Here is a 25,052-nt window from a genome sequence, read left to right as displayed (position 1 = left end):
CCCCGGGCCCGTTCCCCGGTCCCGTCTCCCCCGGCTCCGCCCTCGGGCGGACTGCCGGCGCAGCCGGCCTAGGCCTCCGTCCAGGGGTCGAGCGCTTCGACGCCCCACGAACGATAAGTTTCCGACTTGGACGAGATCACGGTCAGATCGTGGACCCGCGCGGTCGCCGCGACGAGCCCCTCGACCGCGGCTCCCGTCCAGGACGCGCCGGGACTCTTGCCCAGACGAAGGATCGACTGGGGCGTGGACCTTCCCGCCCATTCCCGAGCCACCCGGGAGTCCACCTCGAGCACGTGCCCGGCGAACCGTTCGACGAGTTCGTCCAACCAACGTTCCGTTTCGGGCTGGGGATACAGCCCCCTGAGCTCCCCCAAGGAGAGCGTGGAGAGAAAGAGGGTCCGATGGGCGCGGCGGCGCAGGAAAGCGACGATCGTGGGGTTCGGCCGTGAACGTCGGATCTCCGCGAGGACGTCCGAATCGAGCAACAGGCCTCTCGAGCCTGAACTCATGCGGCGCTGCCCACCGCCAGATCGACGATCGGCTCACCCGTTCCGGCCGGCGCCAGGAGGAAGTTGAGGAATTCGGACCGCGCGGAATCGACCCGGGCATATTCCTGGATGCTCATGGCCTGGTAGCCGCGGGAAACAGGAATTGCCGCAGAAAAATCGGGGCGGGCGGAATTGTGGGACATTGCCATCAGCGCGAGCGCGCAATCCTTTCGATGCTCTTGCCTATACCAAACTACTTCTGCCGCGAACGGCGAATATAGACCGCTTCGTCATCCGAACCACCCGTGAACATGGGGTTGGCGCTCAACCAAGTCGGAGCTTTGCAGTTGAGTCTCTTGAAGCTGTTCCTCAGCATACCCAGGGAGGGGCCGAGATGAAAAGACCCACCTCTCAATGTCTTCGCAGAAGTACTAGATTGGAAGTTATGCCATTTCCCGCCCAGCAGTTGCCGGTGTCCGTCGCACAGATCATCTCCGCGGCCGGACACAACGCGTTCGGTCGCGGTGAGCGCTACTACCGCGCGGGCAAGGTGCTCTCCGCGACCTACGACGCCGACAGCCTGACGTTCTCGGCCAAGGTCTCCGGCAGCCAGCGCCAGACGTATTCACAAACCGTCATTTTCCCCGAGGAAAAGGTCACCCACTCCGCTCCGTTCCACTCGTTCTGCTCGTGCCCGGTGGGCACCAATTGCAAGCACGTCGTGGCCGCGCTGCTGGGCTGGTTCCACGAGGGCGGCTGGGGCGAGCCGTCCGAGAGCCAACCGATCAGATCGGCGTCGTCCGGTGGTGAAACGCAGGAGAGGAATTCCGACCGCGGTGCCCTGCCGGATGCGGTCCGCCGCTGGTCCGAACAGTCCGGGGTGCAGGTTCCCGCCTCCGCCGCGGAAACCTTCACCGACTTTTCTGCCACGGAGACCGCGAACCGGTCCTCGAACCGTGCCCTGGGCGAGATGCAGTCCTCGTGGCGTCGCCGGATGACGCGAGCCCTCCAGTCCCAGCGCCAGGTCGTCGGTCAGAACGTTCCCAGCGCCTTGGACCTGGACTTCGAGGTTCCCCGTCATCATGGGTTGGGCCTGCACGGCGGGGATGCGGCGGCCCCGGTCCGCATCACCGCACGCCCGTTGAAATTGGGAGCACGGGGCAAATGGATCAAGGGCGGGCTGAGCTGGGGCGAGTTCTCCAAGTCCTCGATGCCGGACCTCGGCATTCCCGAGGACCAGGCCTCGTGGTTCCGCGAGTTCTACGCCGTGGTCCATGCGGATCAGAGTCCCTACGTGTCGTCGCACGATCATCTCTCCCTCGAGCACGTGACGTCTCCCCTGGTCTGGGACCTCTTGGAGAGGGCCGCCTCGATCGACATCACGATCCTCGTCCGAGGAAGGCCCGTGTCCCTCGGGCTGGCTCCGGACACGGAACTCGAGTTGCGGGTGGACAAGGACGAATCCGGTGGCCTGGAGATTTCCCCCGGTCTTCGGCTTCCTCTCGGGCCACCGACGGATGAGGACGGGGACCAGGAGACCACCTGGGTTCCCGGGCAGTCCCTCTTCCCCCTCGGCAACCCGCGCTCTCCCCAAGCGTATGTTGCGCTGGGCGGTTCGGTGCACGCGCAATACGTCAGCGAAGCGCAGGATTCCGGCACCTGGCAGACCACCCGGCCCTCGCCGCTGCCCGAACTGGCGACCCGTGCCGTGGACGTGGGATGGATTTCGGAGGATACCGAAGTCCTCTTCCTGCCCCTGTCCGAGCCGCCGAATCCGCTCGCACGGTCGATTGCGGAGGACGGCGCCCTGTCGATCCCCGAATCGGACATCAGGGATTTCGCCGAGGACTTCTACCCGCAGATCGCTCGCCGGGTCAGCATCGTCCCCGAGGGCGACGCCGCCTCCGCGTTGCCCGAGGTCGAGATCCCCGAACTGGTGCTCGAAGTGACCTTCCACGAACCTGCCGAAGAGAGCAGCACGGTGTTCCCGGCGTCGTCGGACTGGTTCTGGAATTACCCGAAATCTCCCGTGCGGTGGCCCGATGACCCCGCAGAGGATCCGGGGTCCGAGGGGGCGGACGGCGAGGACCGTGTCAGCGTTCCCGTGATCGTCGGCCGCCCGGATCCCTTCCGGGAGATTCGGGACAACGAGCTCGAGCAGGCGGTGGTCTCCGAGGTGCGCCGGGTTCTGCCCGAAATGTCGTTCCGGCACACGAACTGCTCCGGTTGGGAGACCCATGACCTGGTCGAACGGGTGATACCCGCGGTCGAGGCCCTGCCGGGCGTCACGGTCCGCACCCAGGGGGACATTCCTGAGTTCAAGTCCCTGGATGCGGACACGCAGATCACGGTGTCGGTCGAATCGACCGGCGACCGTGACTGGTTCGATCTGGGAGTCACCGTTCGTGCCGGAAACTGGTACGTGCCCTTCGCCGACATCTTCAGGGCGCTCGATTCCGGCCAGAAGCACCTCCTCCTGGGCGACGGTTCCTACTTCCGGCTCGACCGGCCCGAATTCCAGAAGCTCCGCGACCTGATGTCCGAGGCCCGCCAACTGCGCGACGAGTCTGCCCCGCTGCAGATCAGCCGCCACCAGGCCGGCCTCTGGGAAGATCTGGAGGACCTCGCGACGGACGTCCGTGTGGCCGAGGAATGGAACGAGTCGGTCCAGTCGCTCCTCGAGCTCGAGGAGATTCCCCAGGCCGAATTGCCGGAGAACCTGACGGCGCAACTGCGTCCGTACCAGCTCGAGGGGTTCAGGTGGCTCTCCTTCCTGTACGACCACCGGCTCGGCGGCGTGCTCGCGGATGACATGGGTCTGGGCAAAACCGTCCAGGCCATCGCGATGTTCCTGCACGCCTTCGAGGTCCACGAGAAGGAACGGTCCGACGCCGGCCAGCGCCCCCGTTTCCTGGTCGTGGCACCGACGTCGGTGGCCCCCAACTGGGAGCGGGAGATCGCCCGCTTCGCCCCGACCCTCAGCACCGCGTTGGTCACCTCCACCTCGGCCAAGGCGAAGTCCTCGGTCGCCGAGCGGACGGAAGGTGCCGACGTCGTCATCACTTCCTACGCTCTGCTCAGGATCGACGGCGACCAGTACGGCGAACTCGGGCTGACCGGTCTGGTGCTGGACGAGGCACAGTTCATCAAGAACGCCAAGACCAAGGCCCATCGCATCGCCCGCGATCTGCCGACCCGGTTCACTCTGGTCGTGACCGGCACCCCGATGGAGAACGACCTGATGGAGCTGTGGTCCATGTTCTCGATCGCGGCACCCGGCCTGTTCCCCTCGGCCAGGAAGTTCCGCGACTTCTACGCCAAGCCCATCTCGAGCGGCGAGGCACCGGACGCCCTGCCCAGACTGCGCAAGAGGATTCGTCCGTTGATGATGCGCCGCACCAAAGAGCTCGTGGCGGCCGAACTTCCGGAGAAGCAGGAGCACAGAGTCGATCTGGGCCTCACCGAGGAGCACCGCAAGGTCTACGACACGAGGCTCCAGCGGGAGCGTCAGAAGATCCTCGGTCTGCTCCAGGACATGGACAAGAACAGGTTCACCATTTTCCAGTCCCTCACGATGCTGCGCAGGTTGTCCTTGGCCGCGGGGCTCGTCGACGAGGAGCAACGGGACGTCGAGTCCTCGAAACTGTCCTATCTCAGGGAGCAGTTGCCGGAAATCATCCAGGACGGGCACAGGGCCCTGGTGTTCAGCCAGTTCACCAGTTTCCTCAAGCTCATCGGCCAGGTGCTGGACGAGGAGGGCATCCCCTACCTGTACCTCGATGGTTCGACGAGGGACCGTGGGGCGGTCCTGGACGCCTTCAACGAGGGCAAGGCACCGATTTTCCTGATCAGCCTCAAGGCCGGCGGATTCGGGCTGAATCTGACCGCGGCCGACTACTGCTTCATCATGGATCCGTGGTGGAACCCTGCGGCCGAGGCGCAGGCCGTGGACCGGACGCACCGCATCGGGCAAAAACGCAATGTCATGGTCTATCGGCTCGTGTCCTCGGGAACCATCGAGGAGAAAGTCATGGACCTCAAGGAGTCCAAGGCGGCTCTGTTCGACGCCGTGATGGACGAGGGCGAGATCTTCTCCTCGGCCTTCGGTGCCGAAGACATCCGGGGTCTCCTCGAAGGCTGACAGCACGACGTCGTCCGTCGAGTGAACGGTGACGACATCAAGTACCAGCACCACGAGGCTATGGGCTAATGTTGATCGGCTGGATATAAGCAGACTTATCAGTACGCAACCGATCGCAGAGACTCCATGAACAGACCCGAAGACAGCACAGCAGCCCCTACTCGTTCCCAGGAACCGTCCCCCACTCCCGACTCGGCCAACCCTCCGACCGGAGCCCACCGATACGCCCCGATGACCACCAACTGGAAGGTCTTTCTGGGCGCCGCCCTGGGCGTCGTTGCGATCTCCCTCTGGGCGCTCCTGGCCCCGGACTCGGCCAGCAGCGTCCTGGGGACCGTGGTCGCCTGGGTGTCCCAGAACTTCGGGTGGTTCTACATCCTGACCGGCACCGCCGTGGTCGTGTTCATCATCGTCGTGGCGGCGAGCAGACAAGGGAAGATTCGCCTCGGCCCGGACCATTCGCGCCCGCAGTTCCCGTTGTTCTCCTGGGCCGCGATGCTCTTCGCCGCGGGCATCGGCGTCGACCTCATGTTCTATTCCGTCCTGGAACCGGTCACGCAGTACTACGGCCCCGCGCAGGGCAACGGTGAGACCGCTGAGGCCGCCCGCCAGGCCGTCGTCTGGACCCTGTTCCACTACGGGCTGACCGGTTGGGGAATGTACGCGCTGATGGGCCTCGCCTTCGGCTACTTCGCCTACCGGTTCAACCTGCCGCTGTCGATCCGCTCCGCCCTGTACCCGATCATCGGCAAACGCATCAAAGGAGCGGCGGGCGACGCCGTCGACATCTCAGCTCTGCTCGGAACCGTGTTCGGTGTGGCGACGTCGCTCGGAATCGGCGTCGTGCAGATCAACTACGGGTTGCAGTTCCTGTTCGACGTCCCTCAGAGCGTCGGCGTCCAGGCCGGACTCATCGCGGTCTCGGTCCTCATGGCGATCGCCTCCGCGGTGTCCGGCGTCGACAAGGGCATCCGCCGCCTCTCCGAGCTGAACATCTACCTGGCCCTCGCCCTGCTGCTGTACGTCCTGGTCTTCGGCGACACCGACTTCCTGATGAACGGCTTGGTCATGAACCTGGGCGATTACCTCAGCCGCTTCCCCGGCATGACCCTGGACGCGATGGCCTTCGACCACCCGACCGACTGGATGAACACCTGGACCCTGTTCTTCTGGGCCTGGTGGGTCGCGTGGTCCCCGTTCGTGGGGTTGTTCCTGGCCCGCATCTCCCGCGGCCGCACGATTCGCCAGTTCGTGGTGGGAACCCTGACCATCCCGTTCGCGTTCATCCTGATCTGGATCTCGATCTTCGGCAATTCCGCCTTGAACCTGATCTACGAGCAGAAGAACACGGCCTTCGGCGATTCGATCATGAACACACCGGAGCAGGCCTTCTACACCCTCCTCGGCCAGTACCCGGGGGCGACGGCCGCTGCGGCCGTGGCGACTTTCACGGGTCTGCTGTTCTACGTGACCAGCGCCGACTCGGGCGCCCTGGTCATGTCGAACTTTGCCTCGAAGATCGAGGACCCCAACCAGGACGGCCCCAAGTGGATGCGGATCTTCTGGGCCGCGGCCACGGGTCTGCTGACTCTGGCCATGCTCCTGATCGGAGGTATTGCGACGCTGCAGTCGGCGACGATCGTGTTCGGCCTCCCCTTCGCGATCGTCCTCTACCTGGTCATGTTCGGCCTGTGGAAAGCGCTGCGGGTCGAGGGCGCGGACATGGAATCCCGAGAGGCCGCATTCGCCGGTGTGCGCGCGGCCAACCGCGCGGCGTCGATCGAGCCCTCGTCCCAGACCCGGAGTTGGCGCCAGCGCCTGAGCCGCTCGGTCTCCTACCCCGGCCGGAGGTCCGCCACGCGGTACGTCCGGACCGTGGTGGCCCCTGCCCTGGACGAGGTCGGGGAGGCCCTGCGCGCCGAGGGCGTGGACGCCGTCGTCGAGCACGGGGTCGACTTCGCGACCACCATCCCGTACGTCACGCTGACGGAGAGGATGGACGGCGAGCGCGATTTCACGTACCAGGTGTACCCGGTCGCCTGGCCGACGCCGGGGTATCTGCTCAGTCCGGCGCGCACCGAGGACAACTACTACCGCCTCGAGCCCTTCGCCCTGACGGGCTCCCGTGGCTACGACGTCTACGGGTACACGAAGGAGCAGCTCATCCACGATGTTCTGGACAACCACGAACGTCACATCGAATTCATCCGCATCAGCGGACCGACCGTCGAGGAGGCGGGCTCGACCGAGATCATCGGTTCGTCCATGGCCACGACCGACTGGTCCATGGACTTCACGGCACCGCTGGACGTCCCTGTGGCGGATCATGAGAACACGGAGAATTCCGCGACGAAGGAAGGAAATCAGTGAGTAACACGCTGTACATCAACGGCCGGTGGGTCCCCGCGTCCGAAGGCGGGACCCGCACCATCGTCTGCCCCGCCGACGGCACCGAGGTGGGAGTCGTGGCCGAAGCGACCTCGGCCGACACGGAGTCCGCGATCGCCGCGGCGCGCGCTGCATTCGACGACGGCGCGTGGCAGTCCACCGCACCCGAGCGAGGAGACTTCCTCCTCGACGTCGCCCGCCGGTTGCGTGAGCGCAAGGACGAATTCGCTCGGGCCGAGTCCTTGGACACGGGCAAGCGCCTGGTCGAATCCGAGCTCGACATGGACGACATCGCGGCATGCTTCCAGTACTACGGCAAGATCGCCGGCCAGGACGCCGGGCGCGAAGTGGACGCGGGCGATCCGAACGTGTCCTCCCGCGTGGTGACCGAGCCCGTGGGTGTCTGCGGCATGATCACTCCCTGGAACTATCCGCTCCTCCAGGTCGCCTGGAAGGTCGCCCCCGCTCTGGCGGCCGGCAACACCTTCGTTCTCAAGCCCGCGGAGCTGACCCCTCACACGGCCATCCTGCTGATGGACATCCTGGACGAGCTCGGCCTGCCGGCCGGCGTCGGGAACCTTGTTCTGGGCGCGGGCGCGGAGGCCGGCGCTCCCCTGTCCTCGCACCCGGACGTCGACCTGATCTCCTTCACCGGCGGTCTGGTCACGGGCCGGAAGATTGCGGCCGCCGCAGCGGCAACGGTCAAGAAGATCGCCCTGGAGCTCGGAGGGAAGAACCCCAATGTGGTCTTCGCCGACGCCGATTTCGACGCCGCCGTGGACAACGCCCTGAACGGCGCATTCGTGCACTCCGGCCAGGTGTGCTCGGCGGGCTCCCGGATCGTCGTCGAGGAGTCGATCGCCGAGGAATTCACCGCGGAGCTCGTGCGTCGCGCCGAGAAGATCAGGATCGGGGGTCCTTTCGACGAGAACGCCGAAACCGGCGCGCTGATCTCGGAGCAGCACCGCCAGAAGGTGACCGACTACGTGAAGGCCGGCGTCGAGGAAGGCGCCCGGATCCGTTGCGGTGGTGAGTGGGCAACCGAGGGTGACCTCGCGCAGGGCTACTACTACAAGCCGACCGTGATCGACCAGGTGCGTCGGGGCATGTCGGTGGTGCGCGACGAGGCCTTCGGTCCCGTGGTGACCATCGAGACCTTCACGACCGAGGACGAGGCCGTGGCCACGGCCAACGACACCTTCTACGGACTCGCGGGCGCCGTCTGGACGAACGACGCCGGCCGGGCCGAGCGCATCGCGTCCCGCCTGCGCCACGGAACCATCTGGATCAACGACTTCCACCCCTACCTGCCGCAGGCCGAATGGGGCGGCATGAAGCAGTCCGGCATCGGTCGCGAACTGGGTCTGCACGGGCTCGGCGAGTACCAGGAGACGAAGCACATCTACCACAACACCGCCCCGGCCGTGACCGGTTGGTTCGGCGACGACCAGTAGACGCAGACGGAAAGGAAACCAGGATATGACTGAAACCCAAGAGCGGGAATTCGACTACGTCGTCGTGGGAGGCGGCTCCTCCGGTGCGGCGACCGCGGCGCGGTTGAGCGAGAAGAACCCCGAGGCGCAGGTCGCGCTGATCGAGGCGGGCCCCGACGACGAGGGCATCGACGAGGTCCTCGCCCTGAACCGTTGGATGGAGCTGCTCGAGTCCGGATACGACTGGGACTACCCGGTCGAGGAGCAGGAGAAGGGCAATTCCTTCATGCGCATGGCCCGGGCCAAGGTCCTCGGCGGATGCTCCTCCCACAACTCGTGCATCGCCTTCTGGGCGCCCGAAGAGGATCTCAACGAGTGGGAGGACAAGTTCGGGGCCAAGGGCTGGGACGCCGAGACCGGATTCCGGTTGTACAAGCAGCTCGAGAAGAATGAGGACGCCGGAACCCCGGGCAACGAGCACCACGGCGATTCCGGTCCGGTGCACCTCATGAACGTTCCGCCGAAGGATCCCTGCGGCGTCGCGGTCCTGGACGCCTGCGAGCAGGCCGGGATCCCCCGGACCCAGTTCAACTCGGGCAAGACCGTGACCAACGGGGCGAACTTTTTCCAGATCAACCGCCGCGCTGACGGAACACGCTCGTCGTCGGCGGTGTCCTACATTCACCCGATCCGTGGTCGGGAAAACTTCCATCTCATCACCGATACCCAGGTCAAGCGGGTTCTGTTCGACGAGGACAAGCGGGCCATCGGCGTCGAGGTCGTGGACAATGCGTTCGCGATCGCCAAGACGATCCGCGCACGCAAGGAGGTCGTCCTGTCGGCCGGCGCGGTGGATACTCCGAAGCTGCTGATGCTCTCCGGTATCGGGCCTGCCGATCACCTGCGTGAAGTCGGCGTGGAGGTGCTGCAGGACTCCCCCGGTGTGGGCGAGAACTTGCAGGACCATCCCGAGGCCGTCATCCAGTGGGAGGCCAAGAAGCCGATGGTGCAGGATTCGACGCAGTGGTGGGAGATCGGAATCTTCACCCAGCTCGATGTGCCCTTCGAGGACGAGTTCCCGGGTCGGCCGAACTTCATGATGCACTACGGCTCGGTGAACTTCGATATGCACACCCTGCGCCGCGGCTACCCGACCGCTGACAACGTCTTCTGCCTGACCCCGAATGTGCCTCATGCCCGTTCCCGCGGAACCGTGCGCCTGCGGTCCCTGGACTTCCGCGACAAGCCGAAGTTCGATCCGAAGTACTTCACGGACGAGGAAGGCTACGACATGGCGATCATGGTCGCCGGGATCCGCAAGGCCCGGGAGATCGTCTCCCAGCCCGCGCTCGACGACTGGCGCGGACGCGAACTGTTCCCGGGCGATGACGTGCAGACGGACGAAGAGATCGCCGACTACGTGGCCAAGACCCACAACACCGTCTACCACCCGGTCGGCACCGTGCGCATGGGACCCGAGGACGATATCGACTCGCCTCTGGACCCACGCCTCCGGGTCAAGGGTGTCCAGGGACTCCGCGTGGCCGATGCGTCGGTCATGCCGGAAATCGTTGCAGTCAACCCCAACATCACCTGCTTCATGATCGGCGAGCGCGCCGCGGAGCTGGTGACGGAGGACAACGCCTAGAAGCTCGTGTTTGCCCCGGGGCACCCGGTCGTCGTCGAGGCGGCGACCGGGTGCCCCGTTGTTTTTGGGGTATCCCGTTGATCCGAGCCCGCGGTTTCCTCGTGCGCCGTTTCCTCGTGCGCCGTTTCCTCGTGCGCCGTTTCCTGGCGCGCCGTCAGTCTTCGTCCGGGCGCTGGGCCGGCGGAGGCGGCACCCGAGGGATCTCGGCGGTCTCGGTGCGGGCCTGGGGTGTCTGGAGGGTGTCGATGGCGGAGGTTTCCGGCGGTACCGGTGCGTGGTAGGCGCGCAGTTGCGGGAACTTCGCGCTGAGCGCTCCGACGCTCGCCGCGCACGCCACGGCCCCGTAAACCAGGGCCAAGCCGGGTCCCGCCCACTGGCCGGCCGCCCCCATGACGCCGGACCCGATCCGGGGCCCGCCCGTGACGGTCACGATGAAGAGCCCCTGGAGCCGGCCGCGCATCGTGTCCGGGGCCGCTGTTTGGAGGATCGTCGAGCGGTAGATGCCGCCCACGGCGTCGGAGGCGCCGGCGACCATGAGCCCCACCATGCAGGAGGCCAGCCCGCCCCACGCCGTGGGGGTCCCCGGCGTCGTCGCCGCCGCGATCCAGGCGATCGAGACTCCCGACCAGAGCATCCCGATCGTCCACCCCGCGTACGTCCAGGTCAGTGCCGCGCCCTGGCGGGTGACCGCAACGGCACGACCCGAGAGAAGCGTCCCCAGGAAGGCCCCCAATGTCATCGTTCCGGAGAGCAGGCCGGCCACGGCCGCGTTGCCCCCGACCACCGTGATCGCCATTGCGGGGAACAGTGCCTGCGGGAACAGGAAGACCATCGCGCACACGTCCAGCACGAACGTCATCGAGATCACGGGCGATCGCCGCACGAACCCGAAGCCGTCGATGACCGCTTTCACTCCGCGGGCCGGTGCGGTCCCGTCGTGTTCCGGAACCTGGGCGGGCAGCTTGTAGAGCGCCCAGAGCCCCACCGTGAAGGTCACGACGTCGACCGCGTACGTCCACCCGTATCCCACGGCCGCGACCAGGAAGCCGCCCAGCATCGGGCCGAGCGTCGTCGCCAGAGTATTGACGGACATGTTCAGGGCGTTGGCCGCCGGCAGGCGTTTGAGCCCGACCACCTTCGGAATGATGGCCCCACGGGCGGACTGATTGATCGGGTGCACGAAGGACTGCACCGCGATCAGTCCGTAGAGAACCCACACGTTCTCCAGGTGCAGGAAGGCCTGGAGCGCGATCAGCACGCTGACGAGCCACAGGATCACCGATACCGTCAGTGCGACGAGGCGCCGATCGCGCGCGTCCGCGATGACTCCCCCGTAGAGGCCTCCGATGATCAGGGGCAGAACGGCGACCAGTCCCACGGATCCCACGGCGAACGTGGAGCCCGTGATGTGGAAGATCTGGAGCGACACTGCCATGGACGTGACCTGGAAGCCCAGGGTCGAGAACGCAGACCCCATCCACAGACGTCGGAAGTCCGGATACTTCTTCAACGGCGAAAGGTCCATGAGCAGTCTTGCCATGACCAAAGACTAGCCGGGAATACCTTCGCCGGGTCAGGGGTTATGCACCACGAATACGGTTCCACGATGAAAGGAATGCTTTCTTGGCAACCTCACCGAACATCACGTTCAATGACGGCAACCAGATCCCGCAGCTGGGGTACGGCGTGTGGCAGGTCGAGGACGACGTCGCCGAAAAGGTCGTCGTTCAGGCCCTGGACGCCGGGTACCGCCACGTCGACACCGCAAAGATCTACGGCAACGAGGCGGGCGTCGGACGGGCACTGGCCGAGTCCGACGTGGACGAGAACGACGTCTTCGTGACCACCAAGCTGTGGAACGACGATCAGGGCTACGAGTCGACCCTCGAGGCCTTCGACGCCTCGATCGAGCGTCTCGGGCTCACCAAGCCCCTGGACCTGTACCTGATCCACTGGGCACAGCCGGCCAACGGCAAGTACCTGGACACCTGGAAGGCTTTCATCGAGCTCCAGAAGCAGGGGAAGGTCAAGTCGATCGGTGTCTCCAACTTCCCGGAGGAGCAGTTGCGGGAGATCATCAACGAGACCGGTGTGACCCCCGCAATCCACCAGATCGAGTTGCATCCGTACTTCAACCAGGAGCACATGCGACGCGTCAACGAGGAGCTCGGCATCAAGACCGAGGCCTGGTCGCCTCTCGGCCAGGGCGGCGACGTCCTCAAGGAAAAGGTCGTGACCGATATCGCTGAGAAGCACGACGCCCAGCCGGGGCAGGTCATCATCGCCTGGCACCTGGCGATCGGCAACGTCGTGATCCCGAAGTCGGTGACGCCGGAACGCATCGTCAGCAACCTCGCTTCTGTGGATGTCCGCCTCTCGGACGAAGAGGTCGAGGCCATCAACGGCCTGACGCGCGACGACGGCCGCATCGGAATGAACCCGACCGAGACCATGGAGTAGGCGCCGGGTCCGACCCATGACGAGTGCCCCCGCCCTGTTTCAGGGACGGGGGCACTTTCATGCGTCGTCACATCGGCGAAGGAGAGCGAAGCAACAGGTAATATCCGGTTCCGTCCTTGGCATGCCTGGGCGGCGATGCATACTCTCATAAGGAAAGACGCAGTCAGTGACGGAGGTTCGCTCCCGTCTTTCGCCCCGCCGCACGGCGGTCCAATCTCGGTGGGATGAAGGGAACATGGTCGATTCGGAAGGCTCAGGGTACAAGGAGTTCCTCGACGCTTTCAGGCCCCTGGTCGATGAGCTCGCCGAAGCCGGCTGGACGCGCAGCGAGTGCCGCCACCGATTGGTGACCTTGTACCCCCAGATTGCACGGCATCACCTGGACCGGGTCCTGTCCCAGTATCCGCAACGCTTCGTCCACCCCAGTGACGAGTCGCTCAACAGCACGCTCATGGCCGCGGGGGTCTGGCTGGCACTGAACCATTTGCTCGATCTGGGCGAAGACCGACGTTTCATTGCGGTCTCCGGAGATCCCGCGATCGTCCAGGATCTCTCCCGCATCTTCGAGGGCGCCGGTGCCACCGACGAACAGACCGCGAGGCTTCTCGGACGCATCGGTGCCACGTTCTCCTTCCTGACCGAGTTCCCCGGCGCCTCGATCACCAGCGCCGAATACGAATCCTTCCGCCACGACATGCCGGAGGACCTGACGCGCATGTCACGCCTGGTCCGGAGCAACTGGCCGGCGAGCGCGCGTTCTCTGAGTTCCCAGTTCGGGGAAGGCTCCTGGTCCAGGGCCTTGGTCTCGATCGGGCTGTCCCCCGGGCAGAGGTACGCGCCGGACGGCACGGACCGCGTCCCCGATTTCACCCAGGACCGGTTCCGCAGCGCGATCGCCGACTTCCTGACGTATTGCATCCGGAACAACCGCAAGCCGCTGGCGCTCTTGTACGGCCGGTGGTCCGCCGACGTCGCCCGCCACACGACCCCGCGCCCCACGCTGGCTACGGTCCGGCACCGTTTCGGCTCGTGGCACGAGGCCCTGTCCCACGGACGTCGGCTCATCAACGAGGAGGCTCCGGGCCGCGGCGACCCGCGGTACGAGGAGAACTGGGTCGGCCCGTGGGGGAACACCGACGACGTCGGCACGCAGCAACCGGGGTCCTGGTCTCCGCAGCATTGGATCGACCGGGGAATCGGCGTGGTCGAGCACATCGGCGAAGCCACGGGCGACGAATCCTCGTGGCGCAATCTCGTCGCCGAGATCGCCCACGCCATCAGGGAGCTCCCCTGGAAGCATTTCCTGACGGTCGACTATGAGACCGGAGATACGGGCGGGGACTCACCCTACGCGCAGGCGTTCACCGGCCCGGGCGGGGTTTCCGTGACCGTGGTTTCGGAGCAGTTCCTGCCTGCCATCAAGTGGCCCATGGACGAGGAATACCTGGCCGAGGCCGGGTGGACCCCGCCCACTCCCCACCAGTGGCATTGGGAACGTTCCGGCCTCTCGCTGGACGAGGCGGCCGACGTCCTGGTCGACGCCCTCAGGTTCGGCCGCGGTTGCCCCGACCCGTACCGGTTCCGTTGGGGGTCCGGCGCGCTGTACGAACAGGACCGTTCGGCAACGGTCCCCACGCTCTGACCCGCCCCCGGTCTGCGCACACTTTCTTCCGCTCTCGACAGGAGATGATTTTCGGTGTCTTCGACGCCTCCGACGGATTCATTCGACAACGAATGGTTGGGGTACTCCAGAGGCACACCCGAATTCACGCGAATGCTCGTGGCCATGTTCTGTGCCGGCGTCGCGACCTTCGCGCCGCTGTATTCACCGCAAGCCGTTCTCCCCTCGATCGCGGCGGATCTCCACCGGGACGTCGCTTCGGTCGCCCTCATTGTCTCTTCCTCGACGCTCGGTCTGGCCCTGTTCGCCCTGCCGTGGACCTATGTGGCCGACCGCTGGGGCAAGAACCGAGCCATGGCCGCGGCCATCATTGCGGCGACCGTTCTGGGCCTGATCATCCCGTGGGTACCGCATTTCGGGATGCTTCTGGTGCTGAGGTTCGTCCAGGGTGCTGCCCTGGCGGGTCTCGCCGGCGTCGCCGTCGCTTTCATCACGGAGGAGACGCAGCCCCTTCACGCGGGCGCGGCCACGGGGCTGTATGTCTCCGGTACCACGATCGGCGGACTCGCCGGACGCCTCATTTCGGGGCCCGTCGCCCAGTTCTCCGGAAATTGGCGCCTCGCTATCATGGCCGTCGCGGTTCTGGCGACGGCGGCCGCCATCTCGTTCCTGCTTCTTCTTCCACGGGCGCGCAGATTCACGCCCGTCCCGGCGAAGGGCGCCATCCGGACCACCGCATCGCGCATCGGTCGGCACGTGCGGAATCCCGGAATGGTCAGCCTGTTCCTCCTGGCGTTCACCCTGATGGGCGCATTCGTGACGGTCTACAACTACGTCGGCTTCAAGCTCGAATTGCCACCGTATGCTCTGTCCGAGGTGGCCATTTCGATGCTGTTCCTCGCGTACCTTTCCGGCACGTTCACGTCGAGCATCGCAGGGCGTTTGACCGCCCGGTTCGGAAGGCTCACCACGATCCTGGTTTCGATGCTCGTCATGATCGCCGGGGTGGTCCTGACCACGACGTCGCCGTTGGTCGTCGTCGTGCTTGGTCTGATCATGCTGACCATGGGGTTCTTCGCCGCCCACTCCGCCGCCTCCGCGTGGACGGGACTGTTGGCCGGGGAAGGCAAGGCCCAGGGAACCGCGATGTACAACCTCTTCTATTACGCCGGCTCGGCCTTCATCGGTTGGGTCGGTGGTTTCTTCTACATCGCCGGCGGCTGGACCTTGACGGGCTGGTTCTGCGTGGCGGTTGTGGCGTTCGGCGCATTGATTGCCGGAGGGGTGCTCCGGCGGGAGAAAACCGCTAGAGTGGGGCAGATCGAAGGGGAGTAGTTCCCAGCGGCGCATACGTGCCAGAGCGGGTTGTCGACACACTGGAGAGTGTTTCTCCCGGCAACCCACCCGTCGAACCGTCCCGGCCACGGCCAGGGATCGTCCGGGCGGGCGAGCGAGACCTTCGGCCCAAGCCCCTTCCAGGGATCAACAGACTAGGGCCGAAGTCTCCGCGGGAGTCCCTCGCGGCCTCGGCCCGAAGGAGACACCCTCATGAGCCAAGAGCCGATCACCCCACGCCCCGAGGACTCGCACGCAGGCGGAGACTCGGATACCCCTGACGCATCAGCATCCGGGAGCGCGCCTTCGACTGCCGGATCTGGCAACCATGCGACGGCAGCTCAACGTCGGCGTTGGCGCCGCTATCTGGCCGACGAAATCTCCGAGGCCACGGTCTACCGTTATCTGGCCGAACGCACGGACGGACGGGAATCCGAAATCCTGCGCGAAATGGCCGACGCCGAGAAACGGCACGAGCAGCACTGGCGCAACCTTCTGGGCCCCCAGGCCGACCCCGAGCCCCGTCCCTCCGCCTCTTCCCTGGCCCTGCAGTTCATGGCCAGGCATTTCGGGACGGTCTTCGTGCTGGCCCTGGCCCAAAGGGCCGAAGGCCGCTCGCGCTATGACGAGGATCCGGATGCGCCCAGTTCGATGGCGGCGGACGAGGCAGTGCACGAGGAGGTTGTGAGGGCACTCGCGACCAACGGCAGAGAGAAGTTGTCCGGCAATTTCCGCGCCGCCGTCTTCGGTGCCAATGACGGGCTCGTCTCGAACGTCGCACTGATTATGGGAATCGGCGCCTCAGGCGCGAGCCCGCACATGGTTCTGCTCAGCGGCGTCGCCGGCCTGCTCGCCGGCGCCCTGAGCATGGGCGCGGGCGAATTCGTGTCCGTCCGGTCGCAGCGAGAACTCCTGGATGCTTCCCGTCCCACGCAGGTGACCCTCGACGTCGCCCCCGACCTGGACATCGACAGGAACGAACTCGAATTGATCTACCGGGCCCGGGGCATGAGCGAAGAGGCCGCGCACCACCGCGCCCTCGAGCGGTTCGGGCATTACTCCTGCGACTGCGACCCGTCCTTCTCCCACCAGCCGGAGGCCGAGGCCGAGGAGGAGAACACGGAGAACGTGGCTCTGGGGACGGACCTCGGCGCGGCGGCGTCGAGCTTCTGCTTCTTCGCCTCGGGCGCGATCATCCCGATCCTGCCGTACCTGTTCGGGATCTCCGGATTCCCGGGGATGGTGATTTCGCTGCTTCTCGTCGGGATCGCCCTCCTGGGCACGGGAGCCGTGGTCGGACTGCTCTCCGGGGCGTCTCCCCTGAAGCGTGGCCTCCGGCAACTTCTCATCGGGTACGGCGCCGCCGCGGCCACGTACCTGCTGGGGCTGTTGTTCGGCACCTCCGTCGGGGGCTGACCCTCCCCCACCGCCGACGTCGGCGGCTCGCCTGATGCCGGGGGCGCACTCGCGCTCCCCGGCTCAGGTGCCGCAATAGGTCACGTATTTCCCCTGGTCCGCTGGAGCAGGCTCAGCATAGGCCTCGTGGCCCGGCTTCCAGGTGTATGGATCGGTCACCACGTCCAGGAGCTTGAGAAACGGGTCGAGGTCGCCGTCGTAGGCGGCCTCAAGTGCCTCCTCGACCAGGTGATTGCGAGGCACATAGATCGGGTTGACGCTGTCCATCAGGTCCGGGTCGGGGCCGAGGGCCTGCCACCGGACGAACCAGGCGTCGAAGCGCGGGTCCTCGACCCGATCCCGCAGCTCCTGCGCCGCTTCGCGGTCGCGGACGGCATCGGCAAGCGCACGGAACGTGCTCGTGAAGTCCAGCGACGAGCCCTCCATGAGGCGCAGGAGCTCCTGGGACACGTCTCTGGCTGTCTGCTCGTCCGTGGCGGTTTCGGTGAGACCGAGTTTGCGCGCCATGGCCTGGATCCAGGCTGCTTCGTAGAGCGGCGCGAAGCTCTGCAGCGCCTCTGTCGCCTTCCGGATGCCTTCGTTGGGGTCCTCGTCGATCACGGGAAGCAACGTCTCCCCGAAGCGGGCAAGGTTCCATTCGGCGATTCCGGGCTGGTTTCCGTAGCGATAGCGGCCTTGGGCGTCGATCGAGCTGAACACGGTCGAGGCCGAGTAGGCGTCCATGAAGGCGCAGGGGCCGTAGTCGATCGTCTCGCCCGAAATGGTCATGTTGTCCGTGTTCATGACCCCGTGGACGAACCCGACGGCCATCCACTGCGCGATCAGCTCGGCCTGAACCTCGATCACGTGCTCGTACAGGTCCAGGGCCGGGTTCTGCTCGCCGTCCTCGTCGTCATCGTCCTTTGGGACGTGACGGTCGCGGGCGACGTCGACCAGCCTTTTCACCAGGTCCGTGTTGCCCAGGCTCTGGGCGGCGTACTGGAAGGTTCCGACGCGCAGGTGGCTGCTGGCTCCCCGCGCGAGAACGGCGCCGGGGCGCGGGAGGTCCCGGAATACTTCCTCGCCGGTTTCGGTCACGGCCAGGGCACGCGTGGTTGGAATGCCCAAAGCGTTCATGGCCTCGCTGACCAGGTATTCCCGGAGCATGGGTCCCAGGACCGCTTTTCCGTCGGCGGCTCCGCGGGCGAAGGGCGTGCGGCCTGAGCCCTTGAGGTGGATGTCCCGGAGGCTTCCGTCGTTGGCCGTGACCTCTCCGAGGAGCATGGCTCGCCCGTCGCCGAGCCGGGGTGAATAGGTGCCGAATTGGTGGCCGGCGTACGCCTGCGCCACCGGCCGGGCGCCCTCGGGGGCCGACGCCCCGGTCAGGAGGCGAAGTCCTTGTTCTTCTCGCAGCGTGTCAGGGTCCAGTCCGAGCTGCTCGGCGTACTTGTCGTTGAGGATGACGATCCGGGGATCTGTCGGTTCGTCTCCCGTCCATGCGATGGACAGCTCGGGAAAGGCTTCGGCGAAAACGGACTGCATTCGGCTCCTTCGACGAGGGTGTACCCGGTAGAACATTCTCGCGGCGGATATATTCCTCGGGCGCGGGCACTGGAGACACGAAACCGCCCGGACCAGTCTGCGGTCCGGGCGGTTCGGTGAAGCCTGGTCGGGCTTACTTGTTGGCGAAGATCTCGCGCATGAGTTGGGCGGACTCGGACGGAGTCTTGCCCACCTTGACGCCGGCGGCCTCGAGGGCCTCCTTCTTGGCCTCAGCGGTTCCGGAGGACCCGGAGACGATGGCGCCCGCGTGGCCCATGGTCTTGCCTTCGGGAGCGGTGAAGCCCGCGACGTAGCCGACGACCGGCTTGGTCACGTGTTCCTTGATGTACTCGGCGGCACGCTCTTCGGCGTCGCCACCGATCTCACCGATCATCACGATGGCCTCGGTTTCGGGGTCCGCCTCGAACGCCTCGAGAGCGTCGATGTGGGTGGTACCGATGACCGGGTCGCCGCCGATGCCGATCGCGGTCGAGAACCCGATGTCACGCAGCTCGAACATCATCTGGTAGGTCAGGGTGCCCGACTTGGAGACCAAGCCGATCTTGCCGCTGCCGGTGATGTTCGCGGGGGTGATGCCCACGAGGGACTCGCCGGGGGTGATGATGCCCGGGCAGTTGGGTCCGATGATGCGGGTCTTTTGCTTGCCGTCGGCGTCGGTCGAGGCCTTGGCGTGCGCCCAGAATTCGGCCGCGTCCTGCACCGGAATGCCCTCGGTGATGACGACGACGAGCGGGACCTCGGCGTCGATGGCCTCAATGACGGCGTCCTTCGTGAAGGCCGGCGGGACGAAGACGATCGACACGTTCGCGCCGGTCTCCTTGACCGCCTCATCGACGGTTCCGAACACCGGAAGCTCGACGTCGGCACCGTCCTGGGCCTTGTGGGACACCGTGGTTCCGGCCTTGCGGGCGTTGACGCCACCGACAACCTGGGTACCCGCGGCAAGCATGCGCGCGGTGTGCTTGGTACCTTCGCCGCCGGTGATGCCCTGAACGATGACCTTGGAGTCCTTGTTCAAAAAGATAGACATGTTTTCCTTAAGAATTTCGAGATGTATCGGCGGAGTCTTAGGCGGCCTGGTGGGCGAGCTCTGCGGCCTTGTCGGCACCGGAGTCCATGGTGTCTGCCTGGGTGACCAACGGGTGGTTGGCTTCGTCCAGAATCCGACGGCCCTCTTCGACGTTGTTGCCGTCGAGGCGGACAACGAGCGGCTTGGTCGCGCCGTCGCCCAGGATCTCCAGGGCCTTGACGATGCCGTTCGCCACCGCGTCGCAGGCGGTGATTCCGCCGAAGACGTTGACGAAGACCGACTTCACCTGGTCGTCGCCCAGGATGACGTCGAGGCCGTTGGCCATGACCTCGGCCGAGGCGCCACCACCGATGTCGAGGAAGTTGGCCGGCTTGACGTTGCCGTGCTTCTCTCCCGCGTAGGCCACGACGTCGAGGGTCGACATGACGAGTCCGGCGCCGTTGCCGATGATTCCGACCTCGCCGTCGAGCTTGACGTAGTTGAGGTCGTTCTCCTTGGCCTTGGCCTCGAGCGGATCGGTCGATGCCTTGTCCTCGAGACCGCCGTGGTCCTCGTGGCGGAATTCGGCGTTGTCGTCCAGCGAGACCTTGCCGTCCAGGGCGATGATGTCTCCCTCACCGGTCTTGACCAGCGGGTTGACCTCCACGAGGGTTGCGTCTTCCTTGTCGAAGACCTCGCCCAGCGTGACCAGAACGGGCGCAACCTTGGAGCGCAGCTCCTCGGGGAACCCTGCCGCGGCAACGATCTCCTCGGCCTTCGTCTGGTTGAGGCCTTCACTCGGGTTGACCTCGACGCGAGCCAGGGCTTCGGGGCGCTCTTCGGCGAGTTGCTCGATCTCCATGCCGCCCTCGACGGAGCACATGGCCAGGTAGGAGCGGTTCGCACGGTCCAGAAGAACCGAGAAGTAGTATTCCTCGGCGATGTCCGCGCCCTGCGCGATCATCACGCGGTTGACGGTGTGACCCTTGATGTCCATGCCCAGGATCTGGGAAGCGTACTCGTAGGCCTCGTCCGCGGTCTTGGCGACCTTGACGCCACCGGCCTTGCCACGACCGCCCACCTTGACCTGAGCCTTGACGACGGTCACGCCGCCGATCTTCTCGGCGGCCGCTTTTGCTTCTTCGGGAGTTTCGGCAACGATCCCTTGAAGTACGGGTACACCGTGCTTCTCGAAGAGATCGCGTGCCTGGAATTCAAACAGGTCCACGGATATGTGTCCTTCTTCGTCGAAGTCGTACCGGGTGAACCGTCCAGCCCATCCGGCTCTTGTCGTGGAACGCCCTCATCCGCTGCGACACATCTGTCGGCGCGGGAGACAGACGCTCCCCTGATGTGACTTTAGCTCAGAAGGTGGGACCGACCCTAACGAGAAAGGTCGTGTTTCGCCCCAATGCAGTGCTGCCTGAGTCGTAACTCACTCAACGGGTTCGGCCACCGACTCTTCGGCGTGATCGAAATCTATCGAGGACTTCGAGCGGTCCTTCGACCACAGGACCGCGCCGAGGGCGAGCAGGGCCGCCCCCATGAGCAGGAACGCCGGCCACAGGGTGTTCCCCGTCCTGGAGATGAGCCACGTGTTGACCGCGCTCATCGGCCCGCCGAACAGGGCGTTGCCGATGTTGAATACCAGTGCAAATCCACTGAAACGGACCGCGGTCGGGAACAGTTCGGAGACCGCCGAGGGCAGGGCGCCGTCGTTGAGGGACAGGAATGCCCCCATGATCACCAGCGCCAGGACGGCCAACCAGTAGTGGCCGGTGCCCATCACGAGGAACGCCGGAATGGTCAGGACGATGAACAGGCAGGACGCGAGGATCAGCGTGTTGCGGCGACCCATGCGGTCGGCCACGGACCCCGTCAGGAAGATGAACGCGATGTATGTGACCAGCGACAGCGTCGTGGCCAGCTGGGACGCCGCGGCGTCGTACCCGAGGTTCTCCGAGAGGTAGGTCGGCATGAACGTGAGGACCACGTAGAACCCCACCGCGTTGAGGAGCACGATGCCGAGCCCCTGGATCATCTGCTTCGGGGCGCTGATGAGCAGCTCGACCAGCGGCGGGGTCGGCTTGTGCCCTCGTTTGACCTGTTCCATCTGGCTGGTGGTGTGCTTCACGAAGGCGGGCGTGTCCTCGATCTTGCGTCGGATGTAGAGGCCGATGAGCCCCAGCGGCGCGGCGACGAGGAAGGGCAGCCGCCACCCCCAGGAGGCCATGGCGTCGTCGGACAGGAGGCCGTACAGGAGTGTCGCGGCGAGGGAGCCGAGCAACAGGCCCGACGCGGTGGATGCGGGAACCACGGATGCGTACCGTCCGCGCTTCCCGTGCGGGGCGAATTCGCTGAGGAGCGCCGAGGCGCCGGCGTATTCGCCTGACGCGGAGAAGCCTTGGACCAGCCGCAGCAGCAGGAGGATGAGCGGCGCGGCGATGCCGATCGTCGAGGCTCCGGGCAGGCAACCGATGAGGAAGGTTGCGCCGGTCATCAGGAGGATCGACCAGGCCAGGGTCTTCGTGCGTCCGAAACGGTCGCCCCAGTGGCCCCAGAAGAAGGCCCCGACGGGTCTGATCAGGAAAGCGACGGCGAACAACCCGAAGGCCATCAGCGTGGACTGTGCGGCATCGCCCGGGAAGAATTCGGAGCCGATCGTGACGGCGAGATAGCTGTAGGCCCCGTAATCGAACCACTCCACGAAATTGCCGAGGAAGCTGGAGACGATTGCCTTTCGCCGTTGCCCGGCATCCGGATCTGTGGGGTGGGGAGCGTCCGCCGCGGCGGAATGGTTCGGCTCGGAGGTCTCGGATGAGGAGGTCATGAGGGCCCTTCGGTGTGTGGTCTGCACAACACAATACCGATATATCCCCTGGTCAGCAGCGATTCAACGCACGCTGGGACCTGTCCGACGAGGGCTGCCCGCTACTCATCGACCTTGGTCAGTGGCGCGTAGCGGAGGAGAAGGCGCTTTTCCTCGTTCGCGAATCTCACCTTGGCGACGGTCTTGTCCCCGCCGCCTTCGACGCCGATCACGCGGCCCTTCCCGAACGTTTTGTGCTCGACGGTGTCACCCACGGACAGGGACGGGATTTCCTTCGTCTGATTGATCCTCGATGGCTTGGAGGCGCGCGCACCCAACGCGGGCGACCCCTCGATACCGCCCGAGTACCCGGCATCCTGGCTCGCGGGGGCCGGCCGCCGGGAGGGACCGGAGCCCCGCCCGCCCCAGGCACCCGAACCGCTCCAGGACGTGGAGTCTCTGCGGCCGGCGCCCCCGGAGAAGGAGCCCGAGCCGTAGACGGCCGAACCGAATCCTCCGGGCGAGAACCCGGAGGCGGACCCCAGGCGCTTCCAATCGATGAGGTGTTCCGGGATCTCCTCGAGGAATGGAGACGGCGGGTTGAACTGCCCCTGGCCCCACATCGACCGGGATTCGGCACGGGTCAGGTAGAGCCGCTCCATGGCTCGGGTCAGACCCACATAGGCGATCCGGCGCTCCTCGCTCATTTCCTTCTCATCGGCGAGGGCCCTCTGATGAGGGAAGATTCCATGTTCCATACCCGTCAGGAAGACCACCGGGAATTCCAGGCCCTTGGCGGTGTGCAGGGTCATGAGCGTCACGACTCCCTCCTCACGGGCCTCGGCCACTTCCCGTGCCACCTGTTCGGCGGAAACCCCGCCGTCCTCCTCGTCGCCGGCCTTGGGGCGATTCGGGATTTGGTCGGCGTCGGCAACCAAGGAGACATGCTCGAGGAATTCGGCCAGACCGCCGTCCGGGTTGTCCCTCTCGAATTCGCGGACCACGGCCACCAGCTCGGCGAGGTTCTCGACCCTGGACTCGTCCTGGGGATCGTCCGAGGTGCGCAGGGCCTCGAGGTAGCCCGATTGCTCCAGGACCGCCTCGAGGCACGTCGCGGCGGTTTCGGTGGACGCGATCTGCTGAAGGTCGTCCATCAGCGTCACGAATGCCCCGATCTTTTTGGCACCGGCGGCCGCGAGTCCCGGAGCCTCATCGGCCGTCCGCGCCGCCGCCATGAAGGAGGTGCGATTGCGCGCGGCCAGGTTGGCGATGGCGCCCTCGGAGCGCGCACCGATCCCCCGCTTGGGTTCGTTGAGAATACGGCGCACGCTGATGTCGTCGTCGGGATTCATCAGGGCGCGCAGATAGGACAACGCGTCCTTGATCTCCTTGCGTTCGTAGAACCGCGTCCCTCCGACCACTCGGTAGGGCAGACCGACGCGCATCAGAATTTCTTCGAGGGACCGGGACTGGGCGTTGGTCCGGTAGAAGACGGCGACGTCGCCCGGGGCCACGCCGTCCTCGTCGCGGAGCCTGTCGATTTCCTCGGCGATGAACCTCGCCTCGGCGTGCTCGTTCTCGGCCACGTAACCGGTGATGAGGGGGCCGTCTCCGGAAGCGGTCCACAGCTTCTTGTCCCGGCGATCCGGGTTGCGCTGGATCACCGCGTTGGCTGCCGTGAGGATGTTCTGCGTGGACCGGTAGTTCTGCTCGAGCAGGATCGTGCGGGCCGAAGGGTAATCGCGTTCGAAATCCGTGATGTTCCTGATGTCCGCACCGCGGAAGGCATAGATGGACTGGTCGGAATCTCCCACCACCGTCAGCTCGGCCGGTTCCGTCCCCTGGGGGTAGGGAGTCTGTCCCGTTTCCGCGGGAGCCGAATCGTGCCCGGTCAGCTCCCGGACCAGAGCGTACTGGGCGTGGTTGGTGTCCTGGTATTCGTCCACCAGAATGTGCCGGAAGCGCCGCCGGTAGTATTCCGCGACCTGAGGGAAGGCGCGGAACATGAAGACGGTTTCCGCGATGAGGTCGTCGAAGTCCATCGCGTTGGCCGCGCGCAGCCGGCGAGCGTATTCGCTGTACACCCTGGCCACGGTGGGTTCCCACGGGTCATTGCTCGATGCAGAGGAGGCGTTCTGCTCGGCATCCACGAGTTCGTTCTTCAGCGCCGAAATCCGATGTTGCAGGGCCTTCGGAGCGAATTTCTTGGCGTCCAGCTCGAATTCCTTGGCGATCAGGGTGATCAGTCGGAGGGAATCGGCGGCGTCGTAGATGGAGAACGAGGATTTCAGCCCGAGAGTCGCCGCTTCGCGCCGGAGAACTCGGACGCAGAAACTGTGGAAGGTCGAGATCCACATTTTCTCGGCCCTGGGCCCCACGAGTTCGACGACGCGTTCCCGCATCTCGGCCGCGGCCTTGTTGGTGAAGGTGATCGCCAGGATTTCGCCCTGGTGGGCGCGACCGGTGGCCAGCAGGTAGGCGATCCGGTGGGTCAGGACACGGGTTTTTCCGGAGCCCGCGCCCGCCACGATCAGCAGGGGCGCACCCGAGTGGGTCACCGCGGCAGCCTGGTGCTCGTTGAGTCCCTCGACCAGTTCTTCAGGGCCGCGGGAACCTGCCCCCTGGCCCTGGGGCTGGGAGGTCTGGGGTTCGAAGAAGGAAGAATCGCGCAAGAAATCCATACTGGTTCCAGTCTAGGGGAACACAGTTTCGATTCGCGTCCCCCGGCTGCGGGTGTGACGGTCCATAATTGGCATATGGGC

16 protein-coding genes and 1 riboswitch are annotated in these 25,052 nt (G+C 65.6%); of the genes, 8 read left to right on the top strand and 8 right to left on the bottom strand.

Annotated features, from left to right (window positions below; all coding sequences use genetic code 11):
• Window positions 1-68 precede the first annotated feature (68 nt).
• Complete coding sequence (locus tag EWU68_RS04950; protein ID WP_129314970.1) at window positions 69-509, bottom strand: PIN domain-containing protein; 441 nt, start codon at window positions 507-509, stop codon at window positions 69-71.
• Complete coding sequence (locus EWU68_RS13245; protein WP_129314968.1) at window positions 506-691, bottom strand: hypothetical protein; 186 nt, start codon at window positions 689-691, stop codon at window positions 506-508. The genes EWU68_RS04950 and EWU68_RS13245 overlap by 4 nt, the downstream gene beginning before the upstream one ends.
• 27 nt (window positions 692-718) lie before the next feature.
• A riboswitch (SAM riboswitch) is annotated at window positions 719-850 on the bottom strand.
• An 83-nt stretch (window positions 851-933) separates the two neighbouring features.
• On the opposite strand from EWU68_RS13245, the gene EWU68_RS04940 reads away from it, so the two are divergent.
• The 4 genes from EWU68_RS04940 to EWU68_RS04925 all read left to right on the top strand — a co-directional run bounded on the left by EWU68_RS04940 (window position 934) and on the right by EWU68_RS04925 (window position 10,098).
• Window positions 934-4,629 carry a DEAD/DEAH box helicase gene (locus EWU68_RS04940; protein WP_162421417.1) on the top strand — a complete coding sequence of 1,232 codons (3,696 nt, stop codon included), beginning with the start codon at window positions 934-936 and terminating at the stop codon, window positions 4,627-4,629.
• 126 nt (window positions 4,630-4,755) lie between these two features.
• Window positions 4,756-6,999 carry a choline BCCT transporter BetT gene (gene betT / locus EWU68_RS04935; RefSeq protein ID WP_129314965.1) on the top strand — a complete coding sequence of 748 codons (2,244 nt, stop codon included), beginning with the start codon at window positions 4,756-4,758 and terminating at the stop codon, window positions 6,997-6,999.
• Window positions 6,996-8,471 carry an aldehyde dehydrogenase family protein gene (locus EWU68_RS04930; protein WP_129314964.1) on the top strand — a complete coding sequence of 492 codons (1,476 nt, stop codon included), beginning with the start codon at window positions 6,996-6,998 and terminating at the stop codon, window positions 8,469-8,471. Before betT ends, EWU68_RS04930 begins: the two co-directional genes overlap by 4 nt.
• Before the next feature lie 25 nt (window positions 8,472-8,496).
• Entirely contained in the window at window positions 8,497-10,098 is a 1,602-nt protein-coding gene (locus EWU68_RS04925; RefSeq protein WP_129314961.1) for a GMC family oxidoreductase, read from the top strand.
• Window positions 10,099-10,252: 154 nt separating this feature from the next.
• Here the strand turns inward: EWU68_RS04925 and EWU68_RS04920 are convergent, their stop codons facing one another.
• Window positions 10,253-11,638 (bottom strand): MFS transporter, encoded by a 1,386-nt coding sequence (locus EWU68_RS04920; protein ID WP_129314959.1) that lies wholly within the window; start codon window positions 11,636-11,638, stop codon window positions 10,253-10,255.
• An 83-nt stretch (window positions 11,639-11,721) separates the two neighbouring features.
• Between EWU68_RS04920 and EWU68_RS04915 the strand changes: the two genes are divergently transcribed.
• The 4 genes from EWU68_RS04915 (at window position 11,722) to EWU68_RS04900 (ending at window position 16,930) form a co-directional block, all read left to right on the top strand.
• Window positions 11,722-12,558 carry an aldo/keto reductase gene (locus EWU68_RS04915; RefSeq protein ID WP_129314956.1) on the top strand — a complete coding sequence of 279 codons (837 nt, stop codon included), beginning with the start codon at window positions 11,722-11,724 and terminating at the stop codon, window positions 12,556-12,558.
• 235 nt (window positions 12,559-12,793) lie between these two features.
• The gene (locus EWU68_RS04910; RefSeq protein WP_129314954.1) at window positions 12,794-14,200 is read left to right on the top strand and encodes a TY-Chap domain-containing protein; all 1,407 of its coding nucleotides are present in this window, start codon (window positions 12,794-12,796) and stop codon (window positions 14,198-14,200) included.
• Between the two features lie 54 nt (window positions 14,201-14,254).
• Window positions 14,255-15,514 carry an MFS transporter gene (locus EWU68_RS04905; protein WP_129314952.1) on the top strand — a complete coding sequence of 420 codons (1,260 nt, stop codon included), beginning with the start codon at window positions 14,255-14,257 and terminating at the stop codon, window positions 15,512-15,514.
• Window positions 15,515-15,727: 213 nt separating this feature from the next.
• Window positions 15,728-16,930: a VIT1/CCC1 transporter family protein gene (locus tag EWU68_RS04900; protein WP_129314950.1), complete on the top strand. Its 1,203-nt coding sequence runs from the start codon at window positions 15,728-15,730 to the stop codon at window positions 16,928-16,930.
• Between the two features lie 63 nt (window positions 16,931-16,993).
• Here EWU68_RS04900 and EWU68_RS04895 read toward each other — a convergent pair whose 3' ends face one another.
• From EWU68_RS04895 to pcrA, 5 genes are all read right to left on the bottom strand, one after another.
• Window positions 16,994-18,451: a protein adenylyltransferase SelO gene (locus tag EWU68_RS04895; RefSeq protein WP_129314947.1), complete on the bottom strand. Its 1,458-nt coding sequence runs from the start codon at window positions 18,449-18,451 to the stop codon at window positions 16,994-16,996.
• A 133-nt stretch (window positions 18,452-18,584) separates the two neighbouring features.
• Window positions 18,585-19,502, bottom strand: a complete 918-nt coding sequence (gene sucD, locus EWU68_RS04890) for a succinate--CoA ligase subunit alpha (protein ID WP_129314945.1) — start codon at window positions 19,500-19,502, stop codon at window positions 18,585-18,587.
• Window positions 19,503-19,539: 37 nt separating this feature from the next.
• Complete coding sequence (sucC, locus tag EWU68_RS04885; protein ID WP_129314943.1) at window positions 19,540-20,709, bottom strand: ADP-forming succinate--CoA ligase subunit beta; 1,170 nt, start codon at window positions 20,707-20,709, stop codon at window positions 19,540-19,542.
• Window positions 20,710-20,916: 207 nt separating this feature from the next.
• A complete protein-coding gene (locus EWU68_RS04880; protein WP_129314941.1) occupies window positions 20,917-22,311 on the bottom strand; it encodes an MFS transporter in 1,395 nt (464 codons plus the stop codon).
• A 101-nt stretch (window positions 22,312-22,412) separates the two neighbouring features.
• Entirely contained in the window at window positions 22,413-24,971 is a 2,559-nt protein-coding gene (gene pcrA / locus EWU68_RS04875) for a DNA helicase PcrA (protein WP_129314939.1), read from the bottom strand.
• Window positions 24,972-25,052: the final 81 nt, after the last annotated feature.

Origin of the sequence: Rothia koreensis (genome assembly GCF_004136575.1) — a bacterium.
GTDB classification, from domain to species: Bacteria; Actinomycetota; Actinomycetes; order Actinomycetales; family Micrococcaceae; genus Rothia; species Rothia koreensis.
This window is presented reverse-complemented; position numbering and strand designations above follow the sequence as displayed.

Excerpts from the sequence above, each read along its gene's own strand:
- EWU68_RS04895 (WP_129314947.1), bottom strand. The coding sequence starts at position 18,451 with ATGCAGTCCGTTTTCGCCGAAGCCTTTCCCGAGCTGTCCATCGCATGG.
- sucD (WP_129314945.1), bottom strand. The coding sequence starts at position 19,502 with ATGTCTATCTTTTTGAACAAGGACTCCAAGGTCATCGTTCAGGGCATC.
- EWU68_RS04920 (WP_129314959.1), bottom strand. The coding sequence starts at position 11,638 with ATGGCAAGACTGCTCATGGACCTTTCGCCGTTGAAGAAGTATCCGGAC.
- EWU68_RS04900 (WP_129314950.1), top strand. The coding sequence starts at position 15,728 with ATGAGCCAAGAGCCGATCACCCCACGCCCCGAGGACTCGCACGCAGGC.
- EWU68_RS04910 (WP_129314954.1), top strand. The coding sequence starts at position 12,794 with ATGGTCGATTCGGAAGGCTCAGGGTACAAGGAGTTCCTCGACGCTTTC.
- pcrA (WP_129314939.1), bottom strand. The coding sequence starts at position 24,971 with ATGGATTTCTTGCGCGATTCTTCCTTCTTCGAACCCCAGACCTCCCAG.
- EWU68_RS04925 (WP_129314961.1), top strand. The coding sequence starts at position 8,497 with ATGACTGAAACCCAAGAGCGGGAATTCGACTACGTCGTCGTGGGAGGC.
- EWU68_RS13245 (WP_129314968.1), bottom strand. The coding sequence starts at position 691 with ATGTCCCACAATTCCGCCCGCCCCGATTTTTCTGCGGCAATTCCTGTT.
- EWU68_RS04940 (WP_162421417.1), top strand. The coding sequence starts at position 934 with ATGCCATTTCCCGCCCAGCAGTTGCCGGTGTCCGTCGCACAGATCATC.
- EWU68_RS04950 (WP_129314970.1), bottom strand. The coding sequence starts at position 509 with ATGAGTTCAGGCTCGAGAGGCCTGTTGCTCGATTCGGACGTCCTCGCG.
- EWU68_RS04880 (WP_129314941.1), bottom strand. The coding sequence starts at position 22,311 with ATGACCTCCTCATCCGAGACCTCCGAGCCGAACCATTCCGCCGCGGCG.
- betT (WP_129314965.1), top strand. The coding sequence starts at position 4,756 with ATGAACAGACCCGAAGACAGCACAGCAGCCCCTACTCGTTCCCAGGAA.